Annotated in this window: 25 protein-coding genes; 17 read left to right on the top strand and 8 right to left on the bottom strand. The window is 63.1% G+C overall.

Annotation, left to right across the window (positions count from 1 at the left end; all coding sequences use genetic code 11):
* Positions 1-11 precede the first annotated feature (11 nt).
* Positions 12-392 carry a hypothetical protein gene (locus H0S73_RS23255; RefSeq protein ID WP_181054596.1) on the bottom strand — a complete coding sequence of 127 codons (381 nt, stop codon included), beginning with the start codon at positions 390-392 and terminating at the stop codon, positions 12-14.
* Positions 393-1,419: 1,027 nt separating this feature from the next.
* On the opposite strand from H0S73_RS23255, the gene H0S73_RS23250 reads away from it, so the two are divergent.
* The 3 genes from H0S73_RS23250 to H0S73_RS23240 all read left to right on the top strand — a co-directional run bounded on the left by H0S73_RS23250 (position 1,420) and on the right by H0S73_RS23240 (position 5,803).
* Positions 1,420-2,270 (top strand): IS5 family transposase gene (locus H0S73_RS23250; RefSeq protein ID WP_202050044.1). Its coding sequence is split into 2 segments (ribosomal slippage): positions 1,420-1,767 and positions 1,770-2,270, totalling 849 coding nucleotides; the frame shifts between segments, so codons are not numbered across the junction.
* 1,154 nt (positions 2,271-3,424) lie between these two features.
* Positions 3,425-4,207 (top strand): Crp/Fnr family transcriptional regulator, encoded by a 783-nt coding sequence (locus H0S73_RS23245; protein ID WP_246389377.1) that lies wholly within the window; start codon positions 3,425-3,427, stop codon positions 4,205-4,207.
* 72 nt (positions 4,208-4,279) lie between these two features.
* Positions 4,280-5,803, top strand: coding sequence for a sensor histidine kinase (locus H0S73_RS23240; protein ID WP_181054595.1), 1,524 nt, complete (start codon positions 4,280-4,282; stop codon positions 5,801-5,803).
* Here the strand turns inward: H0S73_RS23240 and H0S73_RS23235 are convergent.
* A complete protein-coding gene (locus H0S73_RS23235; protein WP_181054594.1) occupies positions 5,793-6,551 on the bottom strand; it encodes a helix-turn-helix domain-containing protein in 759 nt (252 codons plus the stop codon). The two genes, H0S73_RS23240 and H0S73_RS23235, sit on opposite strands and share 11 nt — an antisense overlap.
* 87 nt (positions 6,552-6,638) lie before the next feature.
* Here H0S73_RS23235 and H0S73_RS26180 point away from each other — a divergent pair, with 87 nt between their 5' ends.
* The 6 genes from H0S73_RS26180 (at position 6,639) to H0S73_RS23210 (ending at position 11,929) form a co-directional block, all read left to right on the top strand.
* Complete coding sequence (locus H0S73_RS26180; RefSeq protein ID WP_281369210.1) at positions 6,639-6,764, top strand: hypothetical protein; 126 nt, start codon at positions 6,639-6,641, stop codon at positions 6,762-6,764.
* Positions 6,765-6,793: 29 nt separating this feature from the next.
* Positions 6,794-7,000, top strand: a complete 207-nt coding sequence (locus H0S73_RS23230) for a GcrA family cell cycle regulator (protein ID WP_181054593.1) — start codon at positions 6,794-6,796, stop codon at positions 6,998-7,000.
* A gap of 235 nt (positions 7,001-7,235) precedes the next feature.
* On the top strand, positions 7,236-8,399 hold the full coding sequence (locus H0S73_RS23225) for a DUF3800 domain-containing protein (protein WP_181054592.1): 1,164 nt from the start codon (positions 7,236-7,238) through the stop codon (positions 8,397-8,399).
* A gap of 226 nt (positions 8,400-8,625) precedes the next feature.
* The gene (locus H0S73_RS23220) at positions 8,626-9,552 is read left to right on the top strand and encodes an ABC-three component system protein (protein WP_246389376.1); all 927 of its coding nucleotides are present in this window, start codon (positions 8,626-8,628) and stop codon (positions 9,550-9,552) included.
* Positions 9,540-10,043 (top strand): ABC-three component system middle component 2, encoded by a 504-nt coding sequence (locus tag H0S73_RS23215; RefSeq protein WP_181054590.1) that lies wholly within the window; start codon positions 9,540-9,542, stop codon positions 10,041-10,043. Before H0S73_RS23220 ends, H0S73_RS23215 begins: the two co-directional genes overlap by 13 nt.
* A complete protein-coding gene (locus tag H0S73_RS23210) occupies positions 10,040-11,929 on the top strand; it encodes an AAA family ATPase (protein WP_181054589.1) in 1,890 nt (629 codons plus the stop codon). Before H0S73_RS23215 ends, H0S73_RS23210 begins: the two co-directional genes overlap by 4 nt.
* A gap of 93 nt (positions 11,930-12,022) precedes the next feature.
* On the opposite strand, the gene H0S73_RS23205 is transcribed toward H0S73_RS23210, so the two are convergent.
* Positions 12,023-12,607: a hypothetical protein gene (locus H0S73_RS23205; protein ID WP_181054588.1), complete on the bottom strand. Its 585-nt coding sequence runs from the start codon at positions 12,605-12,607 to the stop codon at positions 12,023-12,025.
* Positions 12,608-12,883: 276 nt separating this feature from the next.
* On the opposite strand from H0S73_RS23205, the gene H0S73_RS23200 reads away from it, so the two are divergent.
* The 5 genes from H0S73_RS23200 to H0S73_RS23180 all read left to right on the top strand — a co-directional run bounded on the left by H0S73_RS23200 (position 12,884) and on the right by H0S73_RS23180 (position 16,854).
* Positions 12,884-13,159: a hypothetical protein gene (locus H0S73_RS23200; RefSeq protein ID WP_181054587.1), complete on the top strand. Its 276-nt coding sequence runs from the start codon at positions 12,884-12,886 to the stop codon at positions 13,157-13,159.
* A gap of 18 nt (positions 13,160-13,177) precedes the next feature.
* Complete coding sequence (locus H0S73_RS23195; protein WP_181054586.1) at positions 13,178-14,275, top strand: GGDEF domain-containing protein; 1,098 nt, start codon at positions 13,178-13,180, stop codon at positions 14,273-14,275.
* A gap of 148 nt (positions 14,276-14,423) precedes the next feature.
* Complete coding sequence (locus H0S73_RS23190; protein WP_202050043.1) at positions 14,424-14,660, top strand: type II toxin-antitoxin system ParD family antitoxin; 237 nt, start codon at positions 14,424-14,426, stop codon at positions 14,658-14,660.
* Positions 14,638-16,422: a PAS domain S-box protein gene (locus H0S73_RS23185; protein ID WP_181054585.1), complete on the top strand. Its 1,785-nt coding sequence runs from the start codon at positions 14,638-14,640 to the stop codon at positions 16,420-16,422. Before H0S73_RS23190 ends, H0S73_RS23185 begins: the two co-directional genes overlap by 23 nt.
* 54 nt (positions 16,423-16,476) lie before the next feature.
* Positions 16,477-16,854, top strand: a complete 378-nt coding sequence (locus H0S73_RS23180; RefSeq protein WP_181054584.1) for a response regulator — start codon at positions 16,477-16,479, stop codon at positions 16,852-16,854.
* Positions 16,855-17,523: 669 nt separating this feature from the next.
* Here the strand turns inward: H0S73_RS23180 and H0S73_RS23175 are convergent.
* The 3 genes from H0S73_RS23175 to pyrF form a co-directional block, all read right to left on the bottom strand.
* Positions 17,524-18,339: an inositol monophosphatase family protein gene (locus H0S73_RS23175; protein WP_181054583.1), complete on the bottom strand. Its 816-nt coding sequence runs from the start codon at positions 18,337-18,339 to the stop codon at positions 17,524-17,526.
* A gap of 41 nt (positions 18,340-18,380) precedes the next feature.
* Positions 18,381-19,739 carry a metallophosphoesterase family protein gene (locus tag H0S73_RS23170; protein WP_181054582.1) on the bottom strand — a complete coding sequence of 453 codons (1,359 nt, stop codon included), beginning with the start codon at positions 19,737-19,739 and terminating at the stop codon, positions 18,381-18,383.
* A 90-nt stretch (positions 19,740-19,829) separates the two neighbouring features.
* Complete coding sequence (gene pyrF / locus H0S73_RS23165; RefSeq protein WP_181054581.1) at positions 19,830-20,726, bottom strand: orotidine-5'-phosphate decarboxylase; 897 nt, start codon at positions 20,724-20,726, stop codon at positions 19,830-19,832.
* Between the two features lie 106 nt (positions 20,727-20,832).
* On the opposite strand from pyrF, the gene H0S73_RS23160 reads away from it, so the two are divergent.
* Both H0S73_RS23160 and H0S73_RS23155 read left to right on the top strand, forming a co-directional pair.
* Positions 20,833-21,732: a LysR substrate-binding domain-containing protein gene (locus H0S73_RS23160; RefSeq protein ID WP_181054580.1), complete on the top strand. Its 900-nt coding sequence runs from the start codon at positions 20,833-20,835 to the stop codon at positions 21,730-21,732.
* Positions 21,733-21,868: 136 nt separating this feature from the next.
* A complete protein-coding gene (locus H0S73_RS23155) occupies positions 21,869-22,126 on the top strand; it encodes an SOS response-associated peptidase family protein (protein ID WP_425488241.1) in 258 nt (85 codons plus the stop codon).
* 65 nt (positions 22,127-22,191) lie between these two features.
* On the opposite strand, the gene H0S73_RS23150 is transcribed toward H0S73_RS23155, so the two are convergent.
* Together H0S73_RS23150 and H0S73_RS23145 are read right to left on the bottom strand one after the other, a co-directional pair.
* On the bottom strand, positions 22,192-22,605 hold the full coding sequence (locus H0S73_RS23150; RefSeq protein WP_181054579.1) for a hypothetical protein: 414 nt from the start codon (positions 22,603-22,605) through the stop codon (positions 22,192-22,194).
* Positions 22,602-23,090, bottom strand: a complete 489-nt coding sequence (locus tag H0S73_RS23145) for a YsnF/AvaK domain-containing protein (protein WP_181054578.1) — start codon at positions 23,088-23,090, stop codon at positions 22,602-22,604. The genes H0S73_RS23150 and H0S73_RS23145 overlap by 4 nt, the downstream gene beginning before the upstream one ends.
* 177 nt (positions 23,091-23,267) lie before the next feature.
* Between H0S73_RS23145 and H0S73_RS23140 the strand changes: the two genes are divergently transcribed.
* A complete protein-coding gene (locus H0S73_RS23140; RefSeq protein ID WP_181054577.1) occupies positions 23,268-23,627 on the top strand; it encodes a PepSY domain-containing protein in 360 nt (119 codons plus the stop codon).
* Positions 23,628-23,641: the final 14 nt, after the last annotated feature.

The following is a 23,641-nucleotide window of genomic DNA, read 5'->3' as shown; positions in this document are numbered from 1 at the left end:
AATGTCCTTTGTCAGGGGTGCTGGTCCTGGCAGATCCGCTTGATGCGCTCCGTGGCCTCGTGGGTCAGTTCGTCATCGTCGCAATGAGCCAGGCTCCGTTGCTCGAAGCAGGCGATCGTCCAGGGATTGCTGCGCAAGGCCGAAGCGACATTGCGGGAAAAATAGTCCGGTCGTGCAGGAGGATCGCGAATGGCCGTTTGCCGGTGCTTGCCTTCTGTGATATCGATCAGTCGCTGAGCGGACTGAAGGAGCAGTGAGGACGAATAGGTATCACCAAGGTGACGCGAAAGCTCGCTGAAGACGGCTCCCAGCAGGGGGGTGTTCTGGGGGATTCCACTGCGCTGGTCGCTATGCGTCGCGATTACACGGCTTGGTTGATCGGGCGAGTTCATGTGTTGGCCTTTCTTGTTGATCGGGCACAGACCCCCTCCCCGATCGGAGACTGGGGTCGTGGTGGAGCTAGTTGTGGACGAATGCCGGTCCGCGGCTCTCGATTGATCCGGAGCACAGCTGGCTGATTGAGCAGACTGGGGGATCAGGGATCCTGCGCGCAGGACAGATGATGTCATCGTTGGGATGCAGGTCTTCCGCAGTTTAGGCTGTTCGACAGGCTCGCCCGGTGAGCCGAATGCGGCGAGAAAAGCTGTTTGGTGAGCACGCCGATGAAAGTCGCAGGATGGGAAATGGAAGTTGCTAGGATCGAGGCCCTGACACATGTTCACATTGGGTAGACTTGTGTTCGCGGCTATCGCTTCAGCATCCCGGCACCAGCCGATGAAGCGTTCGAGCCCACGGTTCGTGTCGTCAATTCTGCTTGGCTCAGAGGCACAGCCACAAACTGGTCTGATCGGCATTAAGCTCTGTCGACGAGCAGACAATGCAGATAGCGATCGTGCATGGTGTCGTCTGCAGCAGCCTCCGATGGGTTTAAATAGCTATCGTGGATGGATCGGTTTGCAGGACATTTGGAAGTGCTTCTCGATCATCATCCTATCCTCCTTGGGGTTTGCCCTCCTTTCATTCTCAAACTGACTGACACCTGATGAACCATCGGCCTTGTCTTTGGGACAGGTCCGCCGGACTGGCTCATTCCTGGGATTTTCCAATCAGATCAGCTTGTGGCGATCGGCAAGAACGGCAGAAGACCTAAAAAGGTGCAGTGCTGATCCGGCATGAAATCGCGGATCGCCCCTCCAGCCGACTGGACGCCCGCACGCTTCTCAACTTCCCGTTCGCCTACGTGAAAGGGAGAACTTATCCCGTCAGCGTTCATGAGGCAGGTTCCAGCACAACGGAGCGCTGCATTGGTTTGAGACCTGGCAGCGCCTTGATCTGCGCTAGATCCTGTCTGACGGCCCGTGAACCTGCATGAGAGTATGGCTGTTGCCTTGGTGGGGCTCACCAAGGCGGAGACGTGCGATGCGACGGCATGAACTCAGCGATGCTCAATGGGAGCTGATTGCGGATCTCATGCCCAGGGCCGGTCGCCACGGCGGGCGCTGGCGCGACCACCGGCAGGTGGTGAACGGGCTGATGTGGAAGCTATGTACTGGAGAGCAGTGGCGCGACCTGCCCGAATGCTACGGCCCTTGGCAAACCGTCTATGAGCGCCTGACCCGATGGCGCCGTGAGGGGTTGTTCGACACGATCCTGGATCGGCTCCGGCTCAAGCTGAATGCCGAGGGGCTGATCGACCTGGATCTCTGGTGCATCGACAGCACCTCTGTGCGGGCCAGCCGCTCCGCGGCCGGAGCCCGTAAAAAGGGGATCCGCAGGAGCCAGACGACCATGCGCTCGGCCCCTCCCGGGGCGGGTTCGGCAGTAAGATCCCCCTGGTGAGCGATGGTGCTGGTCTGCCGCTCGGGTTTACGCTCACACCTGGGCAGCGGCACGAGGTGCCGGCCTTCGGGCCAACCTTGATGGCAGTCCGCCTCCCCAGCCGCAGGGGCCGTCCACGCACAAGACCCAAGTACCTGGCAGGCGATAAGGCCTACAGCTACCAACTGGTCTTTGCTTATCTGCGGCGGCGCCATATCCGGCCTGTCATTCCACCCCGGACCGGCGGCAACATGGGTAAGGGCTGCGCGCGATCCTTCGATCCTGATCTTTACCGCAGACGCAACGCCATCGAGCGCTGTGTGGGATGGCTGAAAGGCTGTCGTTCGATCGCCACCCGGCACGAGAAGCTCGCCTTGAACTTCGCCGCAATAGTGAAGCTCGCTTTCATGCGGCAGTACCTGCGCACACTCAGGCCGTCAGACAGGATCTAGCCGTTTCCTCAGGGCAGGATAAGGCTCGAGCGAGATCCGGCCCCTGGGCGTGAGCCACTTAACGAGTTGCAGAGGGGATGGCACAGGCGCCATCTGCATCTACTATGTCCGGGATTCCGGAGATTTAGTCTGAGCGAAGCGTCTGCGCATGAACGCACGGATCGGGTACGCTTATGCTGTGCTTCCCTCCAACAGGGCCCGTTCGCGCCCGAGGATCTCGTCAGCACGTCCATCATGGCACGGACCTATGGTGACCGCCGGACATTCTCATGGACCACCAGCCAAGGATCGCGAGGAGGCACGCCGTCCCGCCGCAGGCAAACGGGGTCGGGATCATCGCCGGCGATGAAGAACGGCAGATCCGCGCCTCCGAGCTCAGCCTGCACGGTCGAATGCAGGCCGACGAGATCGCTCGTGTGGAAATCGAACGGCCTCCCTTTCGCGAAGTGGTGCAGCCATTACTGCTGCCGGTCCGACCTCGACGTCCTGTCTATTCTCCGGTGCCCCAGACGCCAAGCAATCTAGGCCTCCTACCCCGGCAGCAACAACCAGATGCAACCCGCGGCTTGGCTTCATCTCCAAAATGGGCAACCGGCACCTGCGCGAGCGGTTTACCTTCGGCGCACGCCCTGCGCTCTGCAATATGAAGTCCGACAGGGCCATGGCGGATTTGAGATCGGAGCCTGCCGGTCAGGGAGCCGATCAAGACGGCGGTCGTCGGCTTCACCAATAAATGCCCTAGATCAACGCTTACGAGCCAGGAAGCAAAGGATCTGCCGCGTCGGCGGCATTGACGGCCCGTTTAGATATGTTTGCCCCGCGGAGCGGCCCGGTTGGCACGAGGACGATGAGAACATGTCTAGCCAGAGCGGACGTGGACGGGCGGAACGAGACAATGGGCCTCGGAGGCTCCTCGGTTCGAAATTCATCTTCGCAGCCGACTCAGTCCGATCTCGTCCGTTCCGGCCACCCGCTCTGGCTCCAGTTTGGAAGCCATTTCCAGGCCTTCTCAAGAGGGGCTCGAAATAATGCAAAGCTAAGTCGAGGACTCGACAGACAAAAAGTCTGATTTCTGACAATCTAACTTTTGCACCCTGCTGGTCCGCAAAAGGACAACCCTCAGTGTGTCGGGACTGCAGGCTGGGGAAAATTCAATGAAACCAAATCGGACGCTCAACGCCGATACCGATACAGCTGTGGCCAGGCATATGGTGACCAATCGCCTCTTGGTGTCGCTCAGTCCGAGTGATCGCGCTCTGCTTGAACCGCACCTGGAAGCCGTGACTCTGTACCAGGGAGAGATCCTCTTCGACCCGGGCGATGATGTCACTCGGACCTACTTCCCGGGCGGCAGCACGATGGTCTCGCTCATCGTTCTCATGCACTCGGGACGAGGCGCAGAAGCAGCCACAATTGGGCGCGAGGGGGCGGTCGGGGGCATCGTCTCGTCAGGCCACAAGCCAGCCTTCACGCGCGCCGAAGTCCAGATCCCCGGTCCGGCGCTGCGCATCGAGACGACGCGCCTCGAGGAAGCCAAAGTGCGGTCCTCGACGTTGCGCGACCTGTTCAGCCGGTATGCGGACGCGCTGCTGGCGCAGATCATTCAATCCGTGGCCTGCAATGCCCTGCACTCCTTGGAGGCGCGGTGCTGCCGCTGGCTGCTGACGACCCAGGATCGCGTAAACAGCACCGAGATCCCGCTGACCCAAGAAGCCCTCGCTGAGATGCTTGGCGTGCAGCGCACCACGATCACGGGGGTTGCAAGAGCATTACGCGCCCGTGGGCTGATCCGCTATGCCCGCGGCCAGATCATTGTCATGGATCGGACCCGCCTGCAGGAAGCGTCCTGTGAGTGCTATGCGGCCGTCAACCAGCACTTCAACCGCGTCCTGCCCGAGGTCCGGCCGCAGGGCATTATCACGGCGACCGATCTGTGAGCACGCAATCAAACCGCCGATCAAACACGAAGATGGTGGCCGAGCGCTCGTTTCATAGGCGGCACACTCGTCATGAACGATGAATGCCTTGGTGCGTCGCCCCAGCCGAAGGATGGCGGCACAGGAGTTGCTCCAGGGCAACAGGAGAGTCCTGCAGCCGGACACGAGCATCTGCTCGCGCTCGCGCTCAAGGCAAGAGACCTCGGCCTGTGGTGGATTGACCTTGAGAACGACCAGTTCCACGGCGATGCGATCTGCCGCCGTCTTCTGCTTGGTTCGAATGACAGTCCGGGGCCTGACTGGCCGATGAGCATGGCGGCTTTTCTGGCGCTCCTGCATCCGAACGACCGTGCGCTGACGCGCACCCGCCTGCAACGAACCTTCGAGGCTGGATATGGCTCCCGGTACGTCGACGAGTTCCGAGTCCTCCGTCCCGGCGACGGAGCCCCGGTCTGGATCGCCGCCTCCGGCATGGTCGACCGACCGCCGGATGGCAAGCCTCATGGCCGCTCAAGCCCCCTCCGCCTCGTTGGCACGATCCAGGACATGACGAGGGAGGATCCGGGCATCGCGGGAGTTCTGGAGGGCGAAGCGCGCCTCAAAGCCATCCTCAACACCATGCCCCAAATGGTCTGGTCGGCGCGGCCGGACGGCTACCACGACTATTACAACGACCGCTGGTACGAGTTCACCGGCACGCCCTACGGATCAACCGACGGGGACGCCTGGAGCGGGATGTTTCATCCCGACGACCAGAACAGGGCTTGGAAGCGCTGGCGGCATTCACTCGCCACCGGGGATCCCTACGAGGTCGACTACAGGCTGCGCCGTCACGACGGAGAGTATCGCTGGACCCTAGGCCGAGCGCTGCCGATCCGTCGGGCTGATGGAACGGTCGAGCGGTGGTTCGGGACCTGTACGGACGTCCACGACCTGAAATCGTCGGAAGAACAACGGGAGCTGATCGGCCGCGAGCTGTCCCACCGGATCAAGAACATCTTCGCGGTCGTCTCGAGCCTCGTGACCCTTACGTCGCGCGGCGACGATGCTGCCAAGCCGTTCGCAAGTGAGTTCCTTCAGCGGCTGACCGGCCTTGCGCAAGCCCACGAGTACGTTCAACCGCATACTCCGTGGCTCGAGGTCGACCCCACGCGGCGGACGGTTCTGCACCTTCTGGCAATTCTCATTCGTCCGTACGTCCAGGAGCTGGCTGCCGCCTCTGACCCGTCAAACAGCCTCCACGATCGTCGCGTGGCCGTCGCGGGTGATGACGCTCCTGTCGGGGTCAGCGCAGGTACGGCTCTCGCTCTCATCGTGCATGAACTTGCCACCAACGCCATCAAGTATGGCAGCCTCTCACAACCCGACGGTCGCGTGACGATCACGGGGGAACGCTTTGCCCAGAGTAAATACCGACTGACGTGGCAGGAGCGGAACGGGCCAGCGGTTGAAGGGCCTCCTACGCGGCAGGGTTTTGGGACAAGGCTGGCGCAGAAAAGTGCGACCTCCCAGCTGGGAGCCGTCATCGAGCAGGATTGGTCCCGGAATGGTCTTACCGTGCGATTGACGATGCAGATCGACACCCTCAGTCGGTGACCGAAGGTACGATCGCGTCGTAGATCCGCCGCACGGTGTCGTAGCAAGAACACGACGCCGCCTCGAGCCCAGGTCGGTCGAGCACTGTCATGCGTCCGTGGTCGAGCCGCAACAAGCCATTTTCCTGGAACTTCGCGGCGACCGCGCCGATGCTCTGACGCCGGACGCCAAGCGTGATGGCGAGGAAGGCTTGGGACAGATCGATCGTGTCGGCGCCATGCGCCCGGTCATGGGCGACGAGCACCCAGCGGGCGCAGCGGGCCGACAGCGGGTGCAGCCCGTTGCAGGCCGCCGTCTGGATGGCCTGCTTGAGAAGCACCTTGCAGTATCTCAAAAGGAGATCCCTGAGTGGAGCATACGTCCAGGACAAAGCCAGGAGACCATCGATCGGAACCCGGGTCGCGGTGCCCGGAACCTGGACATCGGCGCGGCTGAGAGCCCGGTGATCCCCGCCGAGAACGGCCCAGAAGCCGAGGTATCCTTCGGCTCCGATGGTCAGCGTGCCGGCTCCTCGACAGTCGCCCATGTCCGAAACAAGGGCGATGACGCCGCTGTGGGGGAACAACACCTCCCGGACCGGCTCCCCGATCTCTTGGAGGACGCGCCCGCGGGCGAGAGGAACAATGCTGGCTTGTTCGGTCAGCGCCGTCAGTACATCTTGGGGGAGGATGGCGAGGAGGCGGTTCTGCCGGTGTAGCCTGTCGGACGATGGATCTCGGCTTGGAAGGGTCACAGGCTTGACATTCACGCTGGTTGCGGCTTCCGCGAACAACGCGCGACGCCGCAACGGGTTCATGGCCTATTACCACCGGCGCCGCCGCACGAGGACTACTTAATGAGGAGCACGCGCGACCGCCTGCGCGAGGGCCCGAAGGAGACCGTCGACGCGACGCCCGCCGAGGTGCCGGAGCAGCGCGTCGCAGCGCCCGCGATCCGGATCGCGACGCGGGACTTCCGTTGATCCGCCCCGCCGTGCCATAGGTGCCCGTCATGCAAGAGCCAGACCCCAGACAACGGACGAAACTCCTCAAGCTCGGAACGCGGCAATGCCGTTTCATCGTCTCGGAGGACCTGCGCAGCGCCGTCTGCTGCGGAGCGCCGACGCCCGAAGGGTCGAGCTGGTGCGACTGGCACCGGAGGCTCGTCTACGTCCCGGCACAGCCCCTGAGGGTCAGGCGCGAGGCGCTCGCGTCATAGGCCGGGGCGCTCCTAATGGCCTGACCAATTCCGGATCGGACTGCACAAGTGACGGTTTATGCGCTGTCCATCGCAGGCCTGGCCTTGGAAGGTCCGATCGACCGTTCTCCCAGGCCTGCTCACCCTAGAGATCGCGCTTCCACAAGTCGCGCGGGCAGGTGTTCCTGCGCCCATTTCACCTCTAGGCCGCGACCCGGACGGCGAGGTATGTTCCGCCTCCTTTAAAGAGGCAACTATGTTCGCTTTCGCCGACGAGACTGGCAATTCGGGTAAGAACGTCTTCGACAAGAACGAGTGGTATCGTCTCGGCGCGATCCTGTCCGTTTCGGATGTCGAGCCAGGGACCCGTTCGGCCATCGAGCCCGTCATCAGGTCAAAAGGCATCGCAAGGGCACACGCCCACGAGATGACTAGATCCGAGGTCGCCGAGCTGGCAAATGGGATCATGGACGAGCTGGACCAGGCGGGTCCGTGGTCGTTTTTCACGTTCAGCATCCATAAGCCGTACATCGTTACGACGAAGTTCGTGGATACGATCTTCGACGCGGGCGAAAACTTGGCCGTGCCGCACACCTGGTACAACATCGAGCTCTTCCGCCACATGATTTGCCTGGCAGTCGACGATTGCATGACTCCGCTCAATCGGGCCCGCTTCTGGGACGCGTTCCTCAAGGACGATGTGCCCGGGATCCAGGCCTGCGTGCGCAACCTCATGGTCTACGTCATCCGTAAGGTCGGGGACCCGCGGCTGCGGGAGATCATGAAGGACGCGCTTCAGTTCGCCCTCAAGCATCCTGAACAGTTCACCTTGCTGGCCGCCCATCGCCGCGACAGCTATCAGGGGCATACGCCCAACATGGTCGCCTTCACGTCCCTCTTTGACGCAATCCACCGGTTCGCAGAGGAACACTCAAGCCCGCCGATCGCCTTCGTTCATGACCAGCAGCAGGAGTTTAAGCGGTCGATGAGAGAGGCCTACCAGTTATTCGGAGGGGTCAGGAAGCTCGACCATCCCTTGGGCGGGATTTCGGACGTCGCCCGGGTCACTTACGACTTGGCCAAGTTCGACATGCCGTCCTCGAAGGATTCGTTTGCCTTGCAGGCCACCGATGTCCTCCTCTGGCTGGTCCAGCGAGCCGATAGCCGACCGGAGCTCAAGGCCGCCACCCAGCGCCTCAAAGCTCGCGAATTGGTCAATTTGATCTCAAGGCCCATGTCCGAGCTGATCGTGCGGGTGCGATACGTGCAATCAATGAGCCTCCCCTTGGACGACGCTAAGCTCAGCCGAGGCGCTGAGTTGAGGGACCGGATCGAGCAGAACCGGAGGGATGCCGTCGCGCAGCTCGAGGCTGAGAAGCGGGAGCGGCTTACGACCACGCTTGCGGGCATGTCCCGCTAGCGATACGAGAGATCTATGTCGGCCGTCCGTACGGCATGAGGGGCGTCGCGCAGTCGGCCGAAGCGTAATGGACGAACTAAAAGAGATAGCTGTTCCGAAGGGGGCAAAGACAGTTCTGACCGCAGCTCATGTCCAGAGCGGGCCACCGATCGAGCCTCTCGTTCGTGTCGTGACCTATTCGGCTTCCGAATGGGAGACATTCATCGACGAGTGGGTTTCGCATTGCTTGAAGTCAGAATACCTGAAAGTCCTCCGGTTCACGGGTGCAAACGACCGCGGGATCGACATCGCCGGCTTTGCCGACGAGCAGTTCCTCGATGGGGTATGGGACAACTACCAGTGCAAGCACTATGACAAGCCCATTCCGCCCGCCGTCGCATGGCCTGAAATCGGCAAGATCCTATGGCACTCGTTCAACGGACACTATAAGCCTCCGCGCGCGTACTACTTCGTCGCTCCCAGAGGCACCGGGACTTCGCTAACGCAGTATTTGGCCAATCCGTCGACGCTGAAGCCGGCTTTGCTCAAAGCCTGGGACAAGAACGTCAAGGACGCGATTACTACAACCCAGCCGATCCTGCTCGAGGGCGACTTTGCCGCCTACGTCGATCGGTTCGACTTCTCGATCTTCAAGCCCGTTTCCGTCCGCGAAATCATCGAACAGCATCGACAGTCGCCATATTTCATCGGCCGCTTCGGAGGCGGCTTGCCCGCACGACCGAAAGCCGAGGGAGCCCCCGACGAGATCGGGTCTCACGAGAGCGTGTATGTCGGACGGCTGCTTGAAGCCTATGCGGATCACACAAAGGAGGCCCTGGCCGACGTCGCTGGACTTAAGAAGTGGGACAAGCTGGACAAGCATTTTCAGCGGCAGCGCGAATCCTTCTATGGGGCCGAAGCATTACGGGTCTTTTTCCGAGACAAGGTCGAGCCCGGGACCTTCGAGAGCCTGCAAGAAGAGATTTACGAAGGTGTGGTAGACACCCACGACAAGGACCATCTGGACGGATACCACCGCGTCATGGCTGTCACCGAGGTGGCGCAGGCTCTGCAGATCGAGGCGCACCCCCTCGCCTCCTGCACGTTCCCTCGCGACCGGCGCGGCATCTGCCATCAGCTCGCCAACGAGGATCGCCTGAAATGGACGAAGTAGCGGGCCCGCGAAGCGCCCTCACCTTCAATGGCCCCCTAGAGGCAGGCGTCCGTCTGGTCGCGATCTTGGGCGCAGCCTTTCCGCAGGCCTTCGACATCGAACGGCTTACGGCGTATGATTATCTGCTCGTGCATACGCAACAGCTCGGCGGCCCTGCCGATCTTCATCCGCCAGCTCCCATACAAGCTCCGATGACCGAGGTCCGCCGCAAGGTCATACAAAGCGCCCTCATGCTCATGATGACCCGTGACCTCGTCACCCGTGACGTGCAGACGACCGGGATTCGGTATAGGGCTGGGGAGACGGCATCGCTCTTCCTCGATTCCTTGCAATCCTCTTACCTGCGGGAACTGAAGATGCGCGCCAGTTGGCTCGTCAGATACCTTGAAGGGTTCAATGACGTCCAGTTCCGAGCGCTTATGGACGAACTCTTCGAAAGCTGGGTGGTTGAATTCCAAGCCGTCGAGCGCAGCTTAGGGGCCGAGCAATGACGGCACAGGGCTTGCGTCTCCGGCATCTGACCTTCATCGGTCCCTCCCGAGACCCGGCGACCGTCACATTCGGTCCGGGGCTCAACGTGATCTACGGTGCGTCAGACACCGGCAAATCCTTCATCGTTGACACGGTCGACTTCATGTTGGGCGGGAAAGGACCTCTACGGGACATCCCGGAGCGCGTCGGCTACAATCGCGTGCTGCTCGGCATCGAGACAATGGACGGGGAAACGTTCACGCTCGTCAGGAGCACGGAAGGGGGTCCTTTCAAGGTTTTCGATGGGCTGCACGTCGACGCCGTACCGGACACAGAAGAAGCCGTCGAACTCGCCGAACAGCATAACGAAAGGCGCGACGACAATCTCTCAACCTTTCTGCTCGCGAAGGTCGGCCTCGACCACAAGCGCCTGCGAAAGAACAAGCGGAACGACACGCAAAGCCTGAGCATCCGAAACCTTGCGCGCCTCCTCATCATCAACGAGGAGGAAATCATCCAGAAGCGGTCGCCCCTATCGGATGGCAACTACGTCGCCGATACGCCCAACACCGCATTGTTCAAGCTGCTGCTCACGGGCGTCGACGATTCCGCCCTGGCATCGGCCTCCCGACGCACTCCTGAGGAGCAATCGCGCGACGCCCAGATCGACCTCCTCGACCAACTCATTACCGAGTATCGTGGTCGAGTGAAGGAGCTGGCCGGGCCTCCGGCTGAATTGGAGAGCCAACTCGGCCGCCTCGACAAGACGATGTACGCCCACTCGGAGCAGCTCGCTGTCTCGGAGGCCCAGTTCCGGGAAGCGGCCAACCGGCGGCGCGAGCTCCTCAAGAGGTTGGAGGAAGGCAATAACCGGCTCGCCGAGATGAACAGCACTGTCAGCCGCTTCGTACTGCTCGACACCCATTACAGCTCCGACATCGAGCGGCTGCGAGGCATCCAGGAGGCGGGAAGCCTCTTCTCGGCGCTCGGCGAAGCAAGCTGCCCCCTCTGCGGCGCGGCCCCCGAGCATCATCGCCGCGCCGAGGCGTGCGACGGTGACGTCGACGCGGCCGTCTCCGCAGCAAGCGCAGAGATCGCGAAGATCGAGGTTCGGCAGACCGAGCTGAAGGATACGGTTGCCGACCTTCAGAAGGAGGCCGTTAGCTTTCAACGGCGGCTGCCCAAAATTGAGGAGGCGATTGCCAAATTGTCGGAGCAGGTCGAGAGCATGCTAGCGCCGAACCTCCGCCAGCTCCGGACGTCATACCGTCAGCTCGCCGACAAGCGTGGTGAAGTCCGCGAAGCGCTGAGCATTTACCAATCCCTAAAGGATCTCGAGGAGCGTAGAACCAGGCTTGAGGCCGAGAACGGCGGTATGAGCGGCAGCGGGAACGTCTCGGACGTAGATCTCTCCACCTCGACTGTAGACAAGTTCGCCACGCTCATCCTTGAGATCCTCACGGATTGGAAGTTCCCCCACGCCGACCGGGTCCATTTTGACCTTCGGACGCGCGATCTTGTCATCAACGGCAAGAACCGCACGTCCTATGGCAAAGGGCTGCGGGCGATCACGCAAGCGGCCTTCACCATCGGACTCTTGGAGTTTTGCCGCCGGAACGGCACGCCTCATCCCGGATTCGTTGTTTTGGATTCGCCGCTGCTTTCCTACCGGGAGCCTGAAGGGCCTGCGGACGACTTGAGCAAGACGGACCTGAACACGCGCTTCTACGCGTTCCTGGACGCGCTCCCCGCAGACCGGCAAGTCATCATCGTCGAGAACACGGACCCGCCTGCCGAGGTTAAGGTCTCGGACCAGGCGATTGAGTTCACCGGAGTACCGGGCGCTGGTCGAGCTGGCTTCTTTCCGTTAGGCCATACGCAGGCGACTCCAAAACCTTGTGCCTAAGAGGTCAGCTGGCGCGACATCGCTGGCTCGATCGCGCTGTAGTGCTGCCAAGAGCGAAGTCCACACGCAATGCAATTCTGCGAGGCACGGCCATCAAAGGCCCAGGCCGGAGACCGCGCCGTCGCGCGCCACCAGTGCGACCTTGACACCGGCCCGTCTGACGAGCGGGCGCTCCCGCCATGTCTCCGCAAGCGTGCGGAACACCGGCGTGTCCGGCACCGCGACGACCACAATGTCGTCGGCGGAAACGTCGAACAGGAGCGCCTGGCCAAGCGCCGTCGTGAGAAGCGAGTGCTCTGTGCGTCCAGCCGTGCGGACCAGCGGGCCCTTCGTGCATTCCGCGATGATCCGGCGGCCGTCGACCGTGGCGACCACGTCACCCTCGCCCGGCCGCGAGTGCACCCGTATGGTCTTGTCCCCGCGCCGGTAAGCGCCGGTCCAGGGGTTCCGGCCGACCTGCGGCTCCTTGATCGGCTCCCATCCAGGGACCACCATCAAGCGGCCGATGTCAAAGGCGACGGCCTCGCGGACCTTGATGCTGGCCCTATCGATCGCGACGCTGGCCATCGCTCCGGAGCCGGGAAGCGACAGGATGAACTGGGCCAGCCGCAGGGAGACCTCGGCCTCCGGCATGCGGTCCTCGGGCAGTCCGAGATCCGGCGGAGCCTGATTCCTCATAACGTTGAACCCTGTCCTGCTGCATGGGCCTTCGTACCAGTCATCATCCATTTATACTCAGCGCCGTGCAGGTGTCGGTTGCTGCGACACGCCCCTAAAGGATCCCCACGGACGCAACTGCCAAGGTATCGGCCAAGGTTAGCTACGTCCTGTTGTCGAAATACGACACGGCCAATGTTTTCGCTGTATCGGCCTAGTGTTGACACTTGGTTCATGTCTAGTGCGCATCGTCATCTAGAAGGCCGCAAGAGCCTACGAACTGTTGAGGGGTGCACCATGAGCGATAAGCAAGTCAATCAACGTGGATCGGTGGCTAAGCTCCGATCCGTCAACACGCTTCCCGTCGATGAGAACACCGCATCGATGATCGACCTGCTGCAGGAGCATCTGCGGCTCGCCCGTGAGGGCAAGCTGCGCTCGCTCGCCGTCGTGTCCGTGTCCTCCGATGGATCGGCCATCGGTACCCAGTGGTCATGCGATCCCAGCGACATGGCATCTCTGATCGGCAAGCTTACTGTCCTCACCCACGATCTCATGGCCGCTCGCAAGTAAGTCGTTGCCGAACACCGTATGGACGGTCCTCTTCACAAAAGACGACGCTCGGTTCTCAGCCTGTTGGCTGCAGGAGGGTTGCTGTGCGTCGGTTCCTTGTGGTGGTTCGAGACCGCGACCGGCATCATCGCCGAGTTCGACCGCTATGCGTATCCAGCGCTCATGCTGGTCTTCATCTGCAGCTTGGTGATCCTGCGCCTGTTTCCGAAGAGGTTCTCCCTGGCGCTCCTGGGATGCTACTTCGGGGCCTCGCTGTACTTTGTCGCCGCAATCACCACGTTCACGCTGCTACAAGCGCAGAACAACCTGTACATCGTCGCCAACACACTACAATGGATGCCCTTGATCTATGTCGCGGCATTCGTGCTCTTTCAGCAGCGCCATGCCATTGTCCTGAGCGGCGGCGTCTTCCTCGCGTCCGTCGTTCCGTCGTGCCTGACCTTGCTCCTCAAAGGGCCGGGCTTCTGGTCGCTCGAGCTCGGTGCGCTCCTGATCAATGCGGGTGCTGTGCACCTTCTGGTCATCCTATCGCTGTCCTTCTTTACGGTGCTTCACGCCCAGTTCGAGCAGGCCCGCGTGAAGGCGGCAGTAATGGAAAGCTCCGCCCACACCGATCCGCTCACGGGAGTCGCCAACCGGAGAGGCATGGAAGCGGCATTTCGCCGGATCCAGGCGGATCCGGCGCACTCCACGGTGCTGGTCCTGTTGGACGTCGACTACTTCAAGAGCGTGAACGATCGGTTCGGACACTATGCTGGCGATGAGGTGCTCCGATGGGTCGCCTCATCCATCACAAGCCAGCTGCGCCCAGGCGACTTAGTCGGTCGCTGGGGAGGAGAGGAGTTCGTGATCGCTGCTCCGAACACATCCCTGAGCGACGGCGTCCAGCTGGCGGAGCGGATACGCCAAGTCATCTGCGCCAAGGAGCATCTGATCGCCGGACCGGTCACCATCAGCGCAGGCCTCGCTGCTTGGACGAGCGCCTTGTCCGTAGAGGAGGCGCTGCGGTCAGCGGATCACGCGCTCTACTTGGCCAAGGCCAATGGCCGGAACCGCATCGAGGCAATCAAAGATCCGCAGGTCCTCCGCCCCTTGGCTCGTCAGGTTACGGCCTGACGGTTCGTCGAAGGCAGACGAGGCGCGCCCAACCTCGACGCCTCTATCGGCTATCCGTAGTGCCGAGCTATCTCCTGCGACAATTCTGCACCCGCCGGGCTGTAACAGCCTTTGACACAGGGATGCCGATATGGCCATGGTTTGTTCCATGCCGATTCGCAAATCCATGAACGTCTCGCTCACCCCCGAACTCGAACGCTTCGTCGCCGGTCGCGTCGCGTCCGGCCGCTACCAGAACAACAGCGAGGTCATTCGCGCTGCCCTGAGGCTGCTGCAGGTCCAGGAATGCAAGGACGTCCACGGGATCGACGGAGCTGACCCCCAACCCCAACCATCAGAAGCTCCGTCATCCATGATTCCCAATGCCGACCCGTTTGCTTCGTAAGCTGCTCCAGTCGGATCGCGAGCGTTTCCTTGAGAGCCTGCTCGAGAGCGCGACCGATTACGCCATCATCACCCTCGACCTCGAGGGGCGGATCACCGAGTGGAACAGCGGGGCCGAGCAGGTCCTGGGCTGGTCCGAGGCCGAGGCGCTCGGGCAGAACGCCAGCCTGTTCTTCACCCCTGAGGATCAGGACGCGGACGCTCCGGCCAAGGAGATGGCCATCGCGCGCGACTACGGTCGGGCGTCCGACGAGCGCTGGCACGTCCGGAAGGGCGGCGAACGCTTCTGGGCCAACGGCTCCCTGATGCCGCTGATCGACGACGCCAGCGGCACGATCGAGGGTTACCTCAAGATCCTGCGCGACCGCACCGAGCAGAAGCTGGCCGAGGAGAAGACCCGCCAGAGCGAAGCCTTCCTGCGCGGGGTTCTGGACAGTTCGGGCGACTGCATCAAGGTCCTCGACCTCGACGGGCGGATCGAGTTCATGAACGCGGGCGGCTTGCGGGGCATGGAGGTGGAAGACTTCTCCGCTATCCGGGGCCGTTCATGGGCAAGCCTCTGGGAGGATGACGGCGCTGCCGCAGCCAAGGAGGCTTTGGCGGCGGCCAAGGCTGGAGGCACCGGACGCTTTACCGGCTCGGCGAAAACCCTGAAGGGCACGCCGCGCTGGTGGGACGTGCAGGTGACGCCGATCGCCGGCTCCGACGGCCGGCCGGAAAGGCTGCTGGCGATCTCGCGGGACGCGACGGATCGCAGGCACGCGGAAGCCGCCTTGCGCGAGACGGTCGAGCGCTACAGCCTCGTGACCCGCGCCACCAACGATGCGATCTGGGACTGGGACCTGGTCCGCAACCACGTCCAATGGAACGAAGCTCTCTACACCGCCTACGGCTACAACCCGCATGAGATCGAGCCGACCGGCGAGTGGTGGATCGCCCAGATTCATCCCGATGACCTTCAAGAGGTCGAGAACCACATCCGTGCCGTGATCGCCGGCAACGGGGATGAATGGAGCCACGAGTATCGCTTCCGGTGTGCCTCCGGCCACTACGCGACGGTCCTCGACCGCGGCTATATGGTGCGGGATGCGGCCGGCCAGCCCATTCGTATGATCAGCGCGATGCTCGACATCACCAGCCGCAAGCGGGCGGAGCAGGAACTCGAGGTGGTCCATCATGAGCTTGGCCATCGTCTGAAGAACGTGCTGACCATGGTCCAGGCGATCGCCTCCCATACCCTGCGCAACTCTCCGTCCATGGATGTGGCCCGCGAGACACTGGCGGCGCGGCTGGTCGCGCTGGGCAAGGCGCAGGACCTTCTTATCAGCAAAAGCTCGGAGGAAGCCGAGATCGGGGCCCTGATTCACAGCGTGCTGGAGGCTCACCGCGCCTCGGAGCCGGAGAGGTTGCGCATCCGAGGCCCGCACGTGCGCCTCAGCCCGCAGGCGGCCTTGTCCCTGGCGCTGATCCTGCACGAGCTCGCCACGAACGCAGTCAAGTACGGTGCGCTGTCCAACGAGCACGGCTACGTCGATCTGGTCTGGACCGTGACCGACGAAACGCCAGCCTGCCTGGCCCTGCGTTGGTCGGAACATGGAGGCCCGAAGGTTGTCGAGCCCAACCGCAAAGGCTTCGGATCGCGGCTGATCACGCGCGGTTTGCCGGGCGACATCGGGGGCGACGTCAAGCTCAGCTACGAGCCGACCGGCGTGGTGTGCACCATCACGGCTCCGCTCGACAGCCTGGCCGCCACCTCCGTCTGAGGCGTCGCCGCATGAGCCAGGAACCTTCTCCCAGAGAAGAGCTTTGTGTCTATCATGTCCGAGACTGATTCCGCTCCGCGCTATGTCCTTGTCGTCGAGGACGAACCGATTATCCGCATGAACGCGGTCGACATGCTGGAAGAGGCTGGCTTCGAGGTTTTGGAGGCTGGCAACGCCGATGCGGCGCTCAGGCTTCTGGAAGCTCGAGCGCACGAGATCGCGGCCCTATTCACCGACATTCACATGCCAGGATCGATGGACGGCATGGCCTTAGTCACGTTGGTTGCTGAACGTTGGCCTGACATCCGGCCCTTCGTCACGTCCGGTCACACGACATTCCGGGACGCCGAGATCCCCGACCATGGCCGCTTCCTGGCCAAGCCTTATCGTTCGGCCCAGCTCACTGCGATTGTCGGCGAAGCGTTTGGATGAGCCCGGATCGTGAACCACCCCTATGCGTCGTTAGCCAAAAATGACCGCCGGTCGGCCTCACTGAGCTTCGCTATTAGGGGGAGGAACCGCTCCGGCGGGGGTTCCTTCAGATAGCTCTTGTAGAGCTTGCGCAACGCGATCCCCAACATACGGATGCTCTCGCGCTGCGAGTACGTCAGCGCTGCAGGGATGGGACGGCCACGGCTATCTCTATCAGACATCGACGTCTTACCCCCCCAATCCCGCTCAGGTTCACAGGAGGCGAACACGCACCAGCGCGTACGGGTTCCCATCGCGGACCTGTGCTATTCCAGGCGTCCAATTTCAGACGGGCATCACCTGCAGTCCATTCGGCTGAACTCCCCGCCGAGATCCGGGAACAGCCGGATGAGGTGCCTTCACTCGCGACGCGACCCGGGCCTTTCGCTGATCCGCCCCGCCGTGCCATGGATGCCGTCATGTAAGAGCCCCGACGCCTGAAGGGTCAAGTTGGTGCGACTGGCACCGCCGGCTCGCCTACGTCCCGGCGCAGGCCCTGAAGGTTCGGCGCGAGACATTGGCGTGGTGAGCCGGACAGGTCGCGCGGGCCGCTCGATTCGGGCTGGGGCGCGCAAGTGACAGTTTATGCGCTGTCCCTCTGAAAAGCCCTGTCCCTCCTGAAAGGACAACTCACTCGCCTCGCCCATTCAAGAGGGTGCGCCTGACGACATCCCAGACCTCGCGGTTCTGGCCGATGAGCAGGCCGGGCCGCTGATCTGACGGCCGGTACTCCGACCCGTCGAGGCGGGCGACGTGCCCTCCGGCCTCTTCGACGAGGAAAGCGCCGGGGGCATGGTCCCAGGGCAGGAGACGCCAGAACATCAGGAAGTTCTGGGTACCCTTGACGATCGAGGGATAGTCGACGCCGGCGCATTTGGCTCCGGGCAGCACCTCCGCAAGACCAGCCGAACCCAGCTTCACCTGCTCCTTGAGCTCCTCCGGCAAGAACCGCGTGAGCACGGAGCCGCGGCATTCTTGGGCGGACAGGGATGCCGTCGACGCACGAACCCGCACGCCGCCGATGAAGGCTCCATCGCCGCGGGAAGCGACCGACAGCTGGCCGCTGACCGGGTCCAGGAGCCACGAGGCCATCGTCCGGCCATCTTGCAGGAGCGCGACCATCACAGAGAAGGCAGTCGAGCCTGCCACGAAGTTGGCGGTCCCGTCGAGCGGGTCGACCAGCCAGACACGACCTTCGTCGAGCCCGTCCATCAGCGACGGATTCGCGGCGACGGCCTCCTCGCCGACGACGCGGGATCCAGACAGGAGCGCTGCCAACCTGGGGCTGATGATCTGCTCGGCCTCGCGATCGGCGACCGTGACGACCTCGCCAGGTGTCTTCTCCTCAACGTCGCCTTCCAGCAGCTTCCGATAGCGCGGCACGATGGCCTCGGCAGCGGCGTGCCGCAGGATCGTCGCCACCTCGTCCATCATGCCTGAGCGCATCGAAATCTTCCCCTTGGTGCCGTCGTCATCCCAGCGAACCCTTACCCGATCAAGACTGAAACCATCAGCTCTGGTCCGGCGAAAGGCCGGTCCTCGCCGCCATGCTGCCCATGCCCGGCGCTCCACCGGTCCGGCCAAAGCAGCGTCTCCAGCCCTGTCGGGGATGCCGCCGATAGCGAGGTCCATCGCTCCTCATCCCAAGGCCGATACAGGACACCGCCCGGGCCCATGTCGGGGTTGATCGCGAGATGAATGTCGAAGTCCTGGCCGGCCGGAACGCTGGGACCGATCCAGTAGTGCGGGCTCCGGCCCGGCTCGCGCCCCATAATCAGGGTCAGGGTCTGCCGTGGTCCCTGCAAGCCGATCCATACGGGCGCGATGCTTCCGCGCGAGAAGGCGGAAAGTAGCGTCTGCGCCGAGCTGACCGTGTCGGCTGCCGTGCGTCCTCGGAAGCGGAGCTCGATCCTGCGGCCCGGGCTCAGTTGTCCAGTGACAGGTGCAGGGCCCTCTCCCCTGGCAAGGTCCCGCCACCGTTCGGCGGAGAGCGGTGCCATCGGCCATTCCAGGCGCTCACGCGCGACCCCGTCCGTGTCGAGGACCTGATAGCGCAAACCGTGATCGTCGAGAGCCGCCTGGACGCAGTGGAGGTACTCGACGCCTTCGGGCATGCGATGGGACGTCCCCGCTCCTGCGGTACAGATCTGGAGCACGCCCCGGTGCACCTGCACGTCGAAGGCCAGGATGTGGCTGCACAGGTAGGCGAGCACGTCCGCCTCCACCAGGAGGTCCCAGAAGCGGCCGGCATGCTCCGGGCCGATCTCGCGCTGATAGGGTCCGGAGAAGCCGTTGACGGGAAAGACGGGATGGTGGCCCAGAACCAGCTTGTGCCGGGCGTCCGCGTGCTGGCGCAGCACGCTCTCGAGCCACTCGGTCTCGACGTGGCCCTCCCCGCCCAACCCGGTCCAGAGGGTATGGACGAAGACCAGGAGCAGGCCGCCGCGACGGATCCAGTAGGACAGCCCCTCCTGCCCGGGCGGTCCGTTCCGGGGCAGGTCAAGCACCTCGCGGAACACGTCCTCGCTCATCACGTCGTAGGCTGTATGATTTCCGGTGGTGTGCCAGAGCGGGATGGCGCGGCGGTCGAGCCAGCCCATCTCATGGTCGAGCCAATGCCGCCATTGCGCCCGCAGCACGTCAGCGTCTGCCGTGAGGCCGATGATCTCGTCGCCCGGGAAGAGGATGAACTCCGGCTGCGGCTGGAGCCGTTGAATTACCGCGTTGACAGAGGCGAAGGTCGTCTCATGCAGGGCACCCGGCACGCCGGAGCAGGCGTCGCCATAGAGGACGAACTGGTGGCCGCGCGCACGGGGAAGGAGAGCCGGGATTTCGTCCATTGACATAGCCTCTATTCTCCTGACACGGAAGTGAATCCCCGTCATGCGTGATGATTTGAAAGCCGTCCTTGCTGGCGCGAACAGCCGGGCACTTGTTCATCGACGAACTACTGCTGTGCGCGCATGCCCTCGCGACGCCGCCAGGGAAGATCCGGCATCCCACGCTGACCAAGCCGCCTCGCGGTAACGCTCGATCGCATCGCGCAGGGCGACAGGACTTGGCCCATGGCGAAGGATCGCGCGAGATACCGAAGGTAGGACCCGTCCCTGAGCGCTGCGAAACTTAGGACCCACCTCGGCCATTTCGGCCCCCTGCGCTCCGACGCCCGGTGCGAGGATCAGAGATTGCGGCAGACGATCGATGATGGCCGTCGCCGCCGGATCAATCGTTGCACCAACCACGGCGCCCAGCACACCGATACCGGCCCCCTGGTTCGCGTTGAAGGTGGTGATGTCGTCGGCCAGGGCTTCCGCCACTGTGCGGCCATCCGGGTGACGAGCATCCTGGAGCAGACGCCCTTCCGGGTTCGAGGAATGCACCACCACGAACACGCCCGCTCCCAAGGCGATCGCGCGATCGAACACCGGCAACAGCGCTCCGAACCCGAGATAGGCGCTCACCGTCACCGCGTCACCACCAAAACCGCTTCCAGCGCCGAGCATGGCGGATGCGTAACCCTTCATCGTTCCGGCGACGTCGCCTCGCTTGGCGTCGATCAGGCAAAGCGATCCCTGGCTTCGGATCTGCGCCGTCGCGACAGCGAGTTCGTTCAAGCCTTCGGGCCCAAAGCGTTCGAAAAACCCCGTCTGCGGTTTGATGACCGCGACGAGATCATCCGCCGCCTCCAAGACGCTCCCGCAAAACCTGCGCAAACCCTCGGCATCATTCTCTAAACCCCAGAGCCTCAGCAATTCCTCCGACGGGTCGAGGCCCAAGCAGAGCGGCGATCGATGAATGGCGAGATCAGTAAAGCGTTCGACAAAGCTGGCCATGAACCGAGTTCCCCTGATGAGACGGCACGCATGATCACGAGTTCTATTGTCCTTGCCGGTGGCCCGGCAATCGATTAAGCCGCCTTAGGCTGTGAGCTGGAGTCACATGGGCAGACGTCGCCTTCCTTCGTTGAAAGGTCTGCAGGCTTTCGAGGCGTTCGCCCGGGCCGGCTCGATGGTGCGCGCGGCCGAGGAATTGTCCGTGACGCATGGCGCTGTGAGTCGTCAGATCAAGGCACTCGAACAACAGTTAGGCGCCGAACTGCTGACAGGGCCGCGGCACAACCTCTCTTTGACACCGGCAGGGCGTGAACTCGCCGCCAGCCTCTCAGCGGCGTTCGACCAGATCTCTGCAGGGCTGCCCGGAGCCGCAGCGAGCGAGGAACTCGTCATCTCGTCACCTGGCACGTTCGCGATGAAGTGGCTCATCCCGCGCTTGGCGCATTTCGTCGAGGCGAACCCGGAGGTTCAGGTCAGGATCCTCGAAGACAGTGGGCCGCCGGAGTTCGGCCGGAGCGGCGTTCAGGCCGCGATCCGGCTGCACAGGAGTGCCGCCCCGCCTGGGGTACAAGCGACGCCCTTTCTCGACCATGCATTTGGCCCCGTGTTGTCGCCGGCCCTTTTTGAGGCAGCAAGGGAAGCGCCGATGCAGATCCTTCGCCTGCCGCGGCTGCATAGCGAGACCTTCCCCCAGGGGTGGGACCAATGGGCCGGAGATGCTGGCCTCAAACTCCCGCCGCCATCAGCTGAGCGTTCCTTCGAGCACAACTCCTACATGCTGGAAGCGGTCGCAAGCGGCCTTGGCATTGCGATTACGGCTTGGGCCTTTGCGCAGGCCGACATCGAAAATGGCCGGCTGATCGCGCCATGGGGCTTCAAGCCTCTTACGAGTCGCTTCACCTACCTACGTCCCTCCCTTGCCACCCATCCCGCGGCGGAGCGGTTTGGGACTTGGCTTGTGGCGGAGGGGCGTCGTGCAAATCAGCCACCGGCGTCATTGTTCTAGGGTCTTCCAATGCCTTGTTGCAAAGGTGAGCGAGTTCGTAACGGGGGCTTAGCGTAGCGGCCTGTTGGGCGTCCGAGCGAAGGCCCCGCCATGCCATTCCCGGCCAATACGGCCCACCGGCATCTGGCGGCTGTGGATGGGCGTGCGCGGCACCAAGGCCGAGCCGGTCGAGGGCGAGCACCTGCTCTGTTCTTTCCTCACCTCGGAACCGAACGCCGTCGTCGCGCCGGCCCACTCGAAGGCCATGCCGGTGATCCTCACTACCCCGGAGGAGTACGCGACTTGGCTCACCGCGCCGGTCGAGGAGGCGCTCAAGCTGCAGCGCCCGCTGCCCGATGACATGCTCCATAGAATGGCGGAGGGGGGCGGCTCGGACCGGCCGGAAGTAAGGTGAGGCATAGTCCGGGCGATCCGGACCGCTCCCCATCATCTCTCGGACCCCAGCCCCCACTCGTTCTTCTAGGGTTTCTTATTCGGGAAAACCGCCACGTTTCCATGCTCTGCAGCCTCGATCACGCCCTTATTGCCCAGGATGGCGACGATCAGCTCGTGGTCGGCATCGCTCGGGCTCACGGATACGAGGCATCCGTCCCACTGCGGGTCATCCAGGCTCGTGTCATGGTTCGCCCAAGGCAGGAACAGGTGGCGCAAGGACGCCCATAGCTTGGCGCTTGCCTCAGGAAAAGGCAGCGGGCGCACACTCTCGGAGGGTTGCAGGCTGCGCTCGCCATTCCCTTCTGTGAGGCGGACGCGGTCTTGCGCGATGCCGTCGGCCGCAAGGCGGCCGGCGGCCTCCTCGGCATCGGCGCGGCGGCGGAAAAAGGCCGTGACGGGTCTTCGAGTGGAGGGTCCTGTCACGGGACCGGAGCTCATGACCTCGCTTCCTTGTCGGGGTCTGACGCATCGGGGGCGAGCCGCTCCACGACTGCGCGCTGCTTGCGCAGGGTGACCGGCACCTCGACGGTCTCAGCGGCAACACGGCGCCGGATGTGCAACTCCTCCTTAAGCACGAGGCGCTTCTCGACCACGAGCACCTCCTCCAGCACCGGGACGATGGTCACGTCGCCCTCTGTTCGGACCTCTGGGGCCATCTCGACCGTCCTGCCGATGGGCACCCGAGTGACCTCCACGTCCTCGCGCTGCACGTCCGCGTGAGCGAGTTCCTCAACGGTGTCGGTGATCGTCCGCACGCGCACACGTCCGGGGACGACCTGCCGCTTGCTGATGGTGGCGGTCTCCTCAACCAGCGGGATGACGTCCTCGGCTACGGTGCGTGCGCTGCCCTTCAGAACATCATCAAGGACAGGCATCGGCTCGTGGTCATCCGTCGTGTTCGGGTTCGGGACTGGGTCAGCCATCGATCCTCTCAGGGTAAGCGACAACCAACGGATGCCCGGAATGGGAGTTCCCGGCGCCAAAGAGGCTCATGAAGCGGCTCCCCGCAGGAACAGCTTCCGTCCGCAAGCCTAGCGTTAGGAACCGTTGCTGTGGTCGCACATTGAGCTCCTACGTGTTTGACACATAGGAGAAGCACCTTGAGACGCCTCGGCTTCGCAACACTCGCCGTTCTGTCCACCCTCGCCACGGCTGCCGTTGCCCAATCGACGAATACCCAAGGCACCGGATCCTCAACCGCACAACCGACAAACAGCGGTGCGTCCAATCCGGCCGTCACCCACAAGCCTGCGGACAGCCCGCAGTCCACCGGCACGGTCGAGCCTGGCTCCAACAGCTTCACGGAAGAACAGGCGCGCTCCCGTATCGAGGCGCAGGGCTTCAGGAACGTCGCGGAGCTGCGCAAGGACGATCAGGGCATCTGGCGCGGCAAGGCGGAGCGGGACGGCAAGTCCGTCAGCGTAGCCGTCGACTACAAGGGCACCGTACAGGCCCAGTAAGCCGGACGTGACTT

Source organism: Microvirga mediterraneensis (genome assembly GCF_013520865.1).
GTDB classification, from domain to species: domain Bacteria; phylum Pseudomonadota; class Alphaproteobacteria; order Rhizobiales; family Beijerinckiaceae; genus Microvirga; species Microvirga mediterraneensis.
The sequence above is the reverse complement of the archived record's forward strand: the minus strand, read 5'-3'. Positions and strand labels throughout refer to the sequence as shown.

Coding starts and splice junctions, on each gene's coding strand:
- H0S73_RS23255 (WP_181054596.1), bottom strand. CDS start 392: ATGAACTCGCCCGATCAACCAAGCCGTGTAATCGCGACGCATAGCGAC.
- H0S73_RS23245 (WP_246389377.1), top strand. CDS start 3,425: ATGAAACCAAATCGGACGCTCAACGCCGATACCGATACAGCTGTGGCC.
- H0S73_RS23240 (WP_181054595.1), top strand. CDS start 4,280: ATGAACGATGAATGCCTTGGTGCGTCGCCCCAGCCGAAGGATGGCGGC.
- H0S73_RS26180 (WP_281369210.1), top strand. CDS start 6,639: ATGAGGAGCACGCGCGACCGCCTGCGCGAGGGCCCGAAGGAGACCGTC.
- H0S73_RS23230 (WP_181054593.1), top strand. CDS start 6,794: ATGCAAGAGCCAGACCCCAGACAACGGACGAAACTCCTCAAGCTCGGA.
- H0S73_RS23225 (WP_181054592.1), top strand. CDS start 7,236: ATGTTCGCTTTCGCCGACGAGACTGGCAATTCGGGTAAGAACGTCTTC.
- H0S73_RS23215 (WP_181054590.1), top strand. CDS start 9,540: ATGGACGAAGTAGCGGGCCCGCGAAGCGCCCTCACCTTCAATGGCCCC.
- H0S73_RS23210 (WP_181054589.1), top strand. CDS start 10,040: ATGACGGCACAGGGCTTGCGTCTCCGGCATCTGACCTTCATCGGTCCC.
- H0S73_RS23205 (WP_181054588.1), bottom strand. CDS start 12,607: ATGAGGAATCAGGCTCCGCCGGATCTCGGACTGCCCGAGGACCGCATG.
- H0S73_RS23200 (WP_181054587.1), top strand. CDS start 12,884: ATGAGCGATAAGCAAGTCAATCAACGTGGATCGGTGGCTAAGCTCCGA.
- H0S73_RS23195 (WP_181054586.1), top strand. CDS start 13,178: ATGGACGGTCCTCTTCACAAAAGACGACGCTCGGTTCTCAGCCTGTTG.
- H0S73_RS23190 (WP_202050043.1), top strand. CDS start 14,424: ATGCCGATTCGCAAATCCATGAACGTCTCGCTCACCCCCGAACTCGAA.
- H0S73_RS23185 (WP_181054585.1), top strand. CDS start 14,638: ATGCCGACCCGTTTGCTTCGTAAGCTGCTCCAGTCGGATCGCGAGCGT.
- H0S73_RS23180 (WP_181054584.1), top strand. CDS start 16,477: ATGTCCGAGACTGATTCCGCTCCGCGCTATGTCCTTGTCGTCGAGGAC.
- H0S73_RS23175 (WP_181054583.1), bottom strand. CDS start 18,339: ATGCGCTCAGGCATGATGGACGAGGTGGCGACGATCCTGCGGCACGCC.
- H0S73_RS23170 (WP_181054582.1), bottom strand. CDS start 19,739: ATGTCAATGGACGAAATCCCGGCTCTCCTTCCCCGTGCGCGCGGCCAC.
- pyrF (WP_181054581.1), bottom strand. CDS start 20,726: ATGGCCAGCTTTGTCGAACGCTTTACTGATCTCGCCATTCATCGATCG.
- H0S73_RS23160 (WP_181054580.1), top strand. CDS start 20,833: ATGGGCAGACGTCGCCTTCCTTCGTTGAAAGGTCTGCAGGCTTTCGAG.
- H0S73_RS23155 (WP_425488241.1), top strand. CDS start 21,869: ATGGGCGTGCGCGGCACCAAGGCCGAGCCGGTCGAGGGCGAGCACCTG.
- H0S73_RS23150 (WP_181054579.1), bottom strand. CDS start 22,605: ATGAGCTCCGGTCCCGTGACAGGACCCTCCACTCGAAGACCCGTCACG.
- H0S73_RS23145 (WP_181054578.1), bottom strand. CDS start 23,090: ATGGCTGACCCAGTCCCGAACCCGAACACGACGGATGACCACGAGCCG.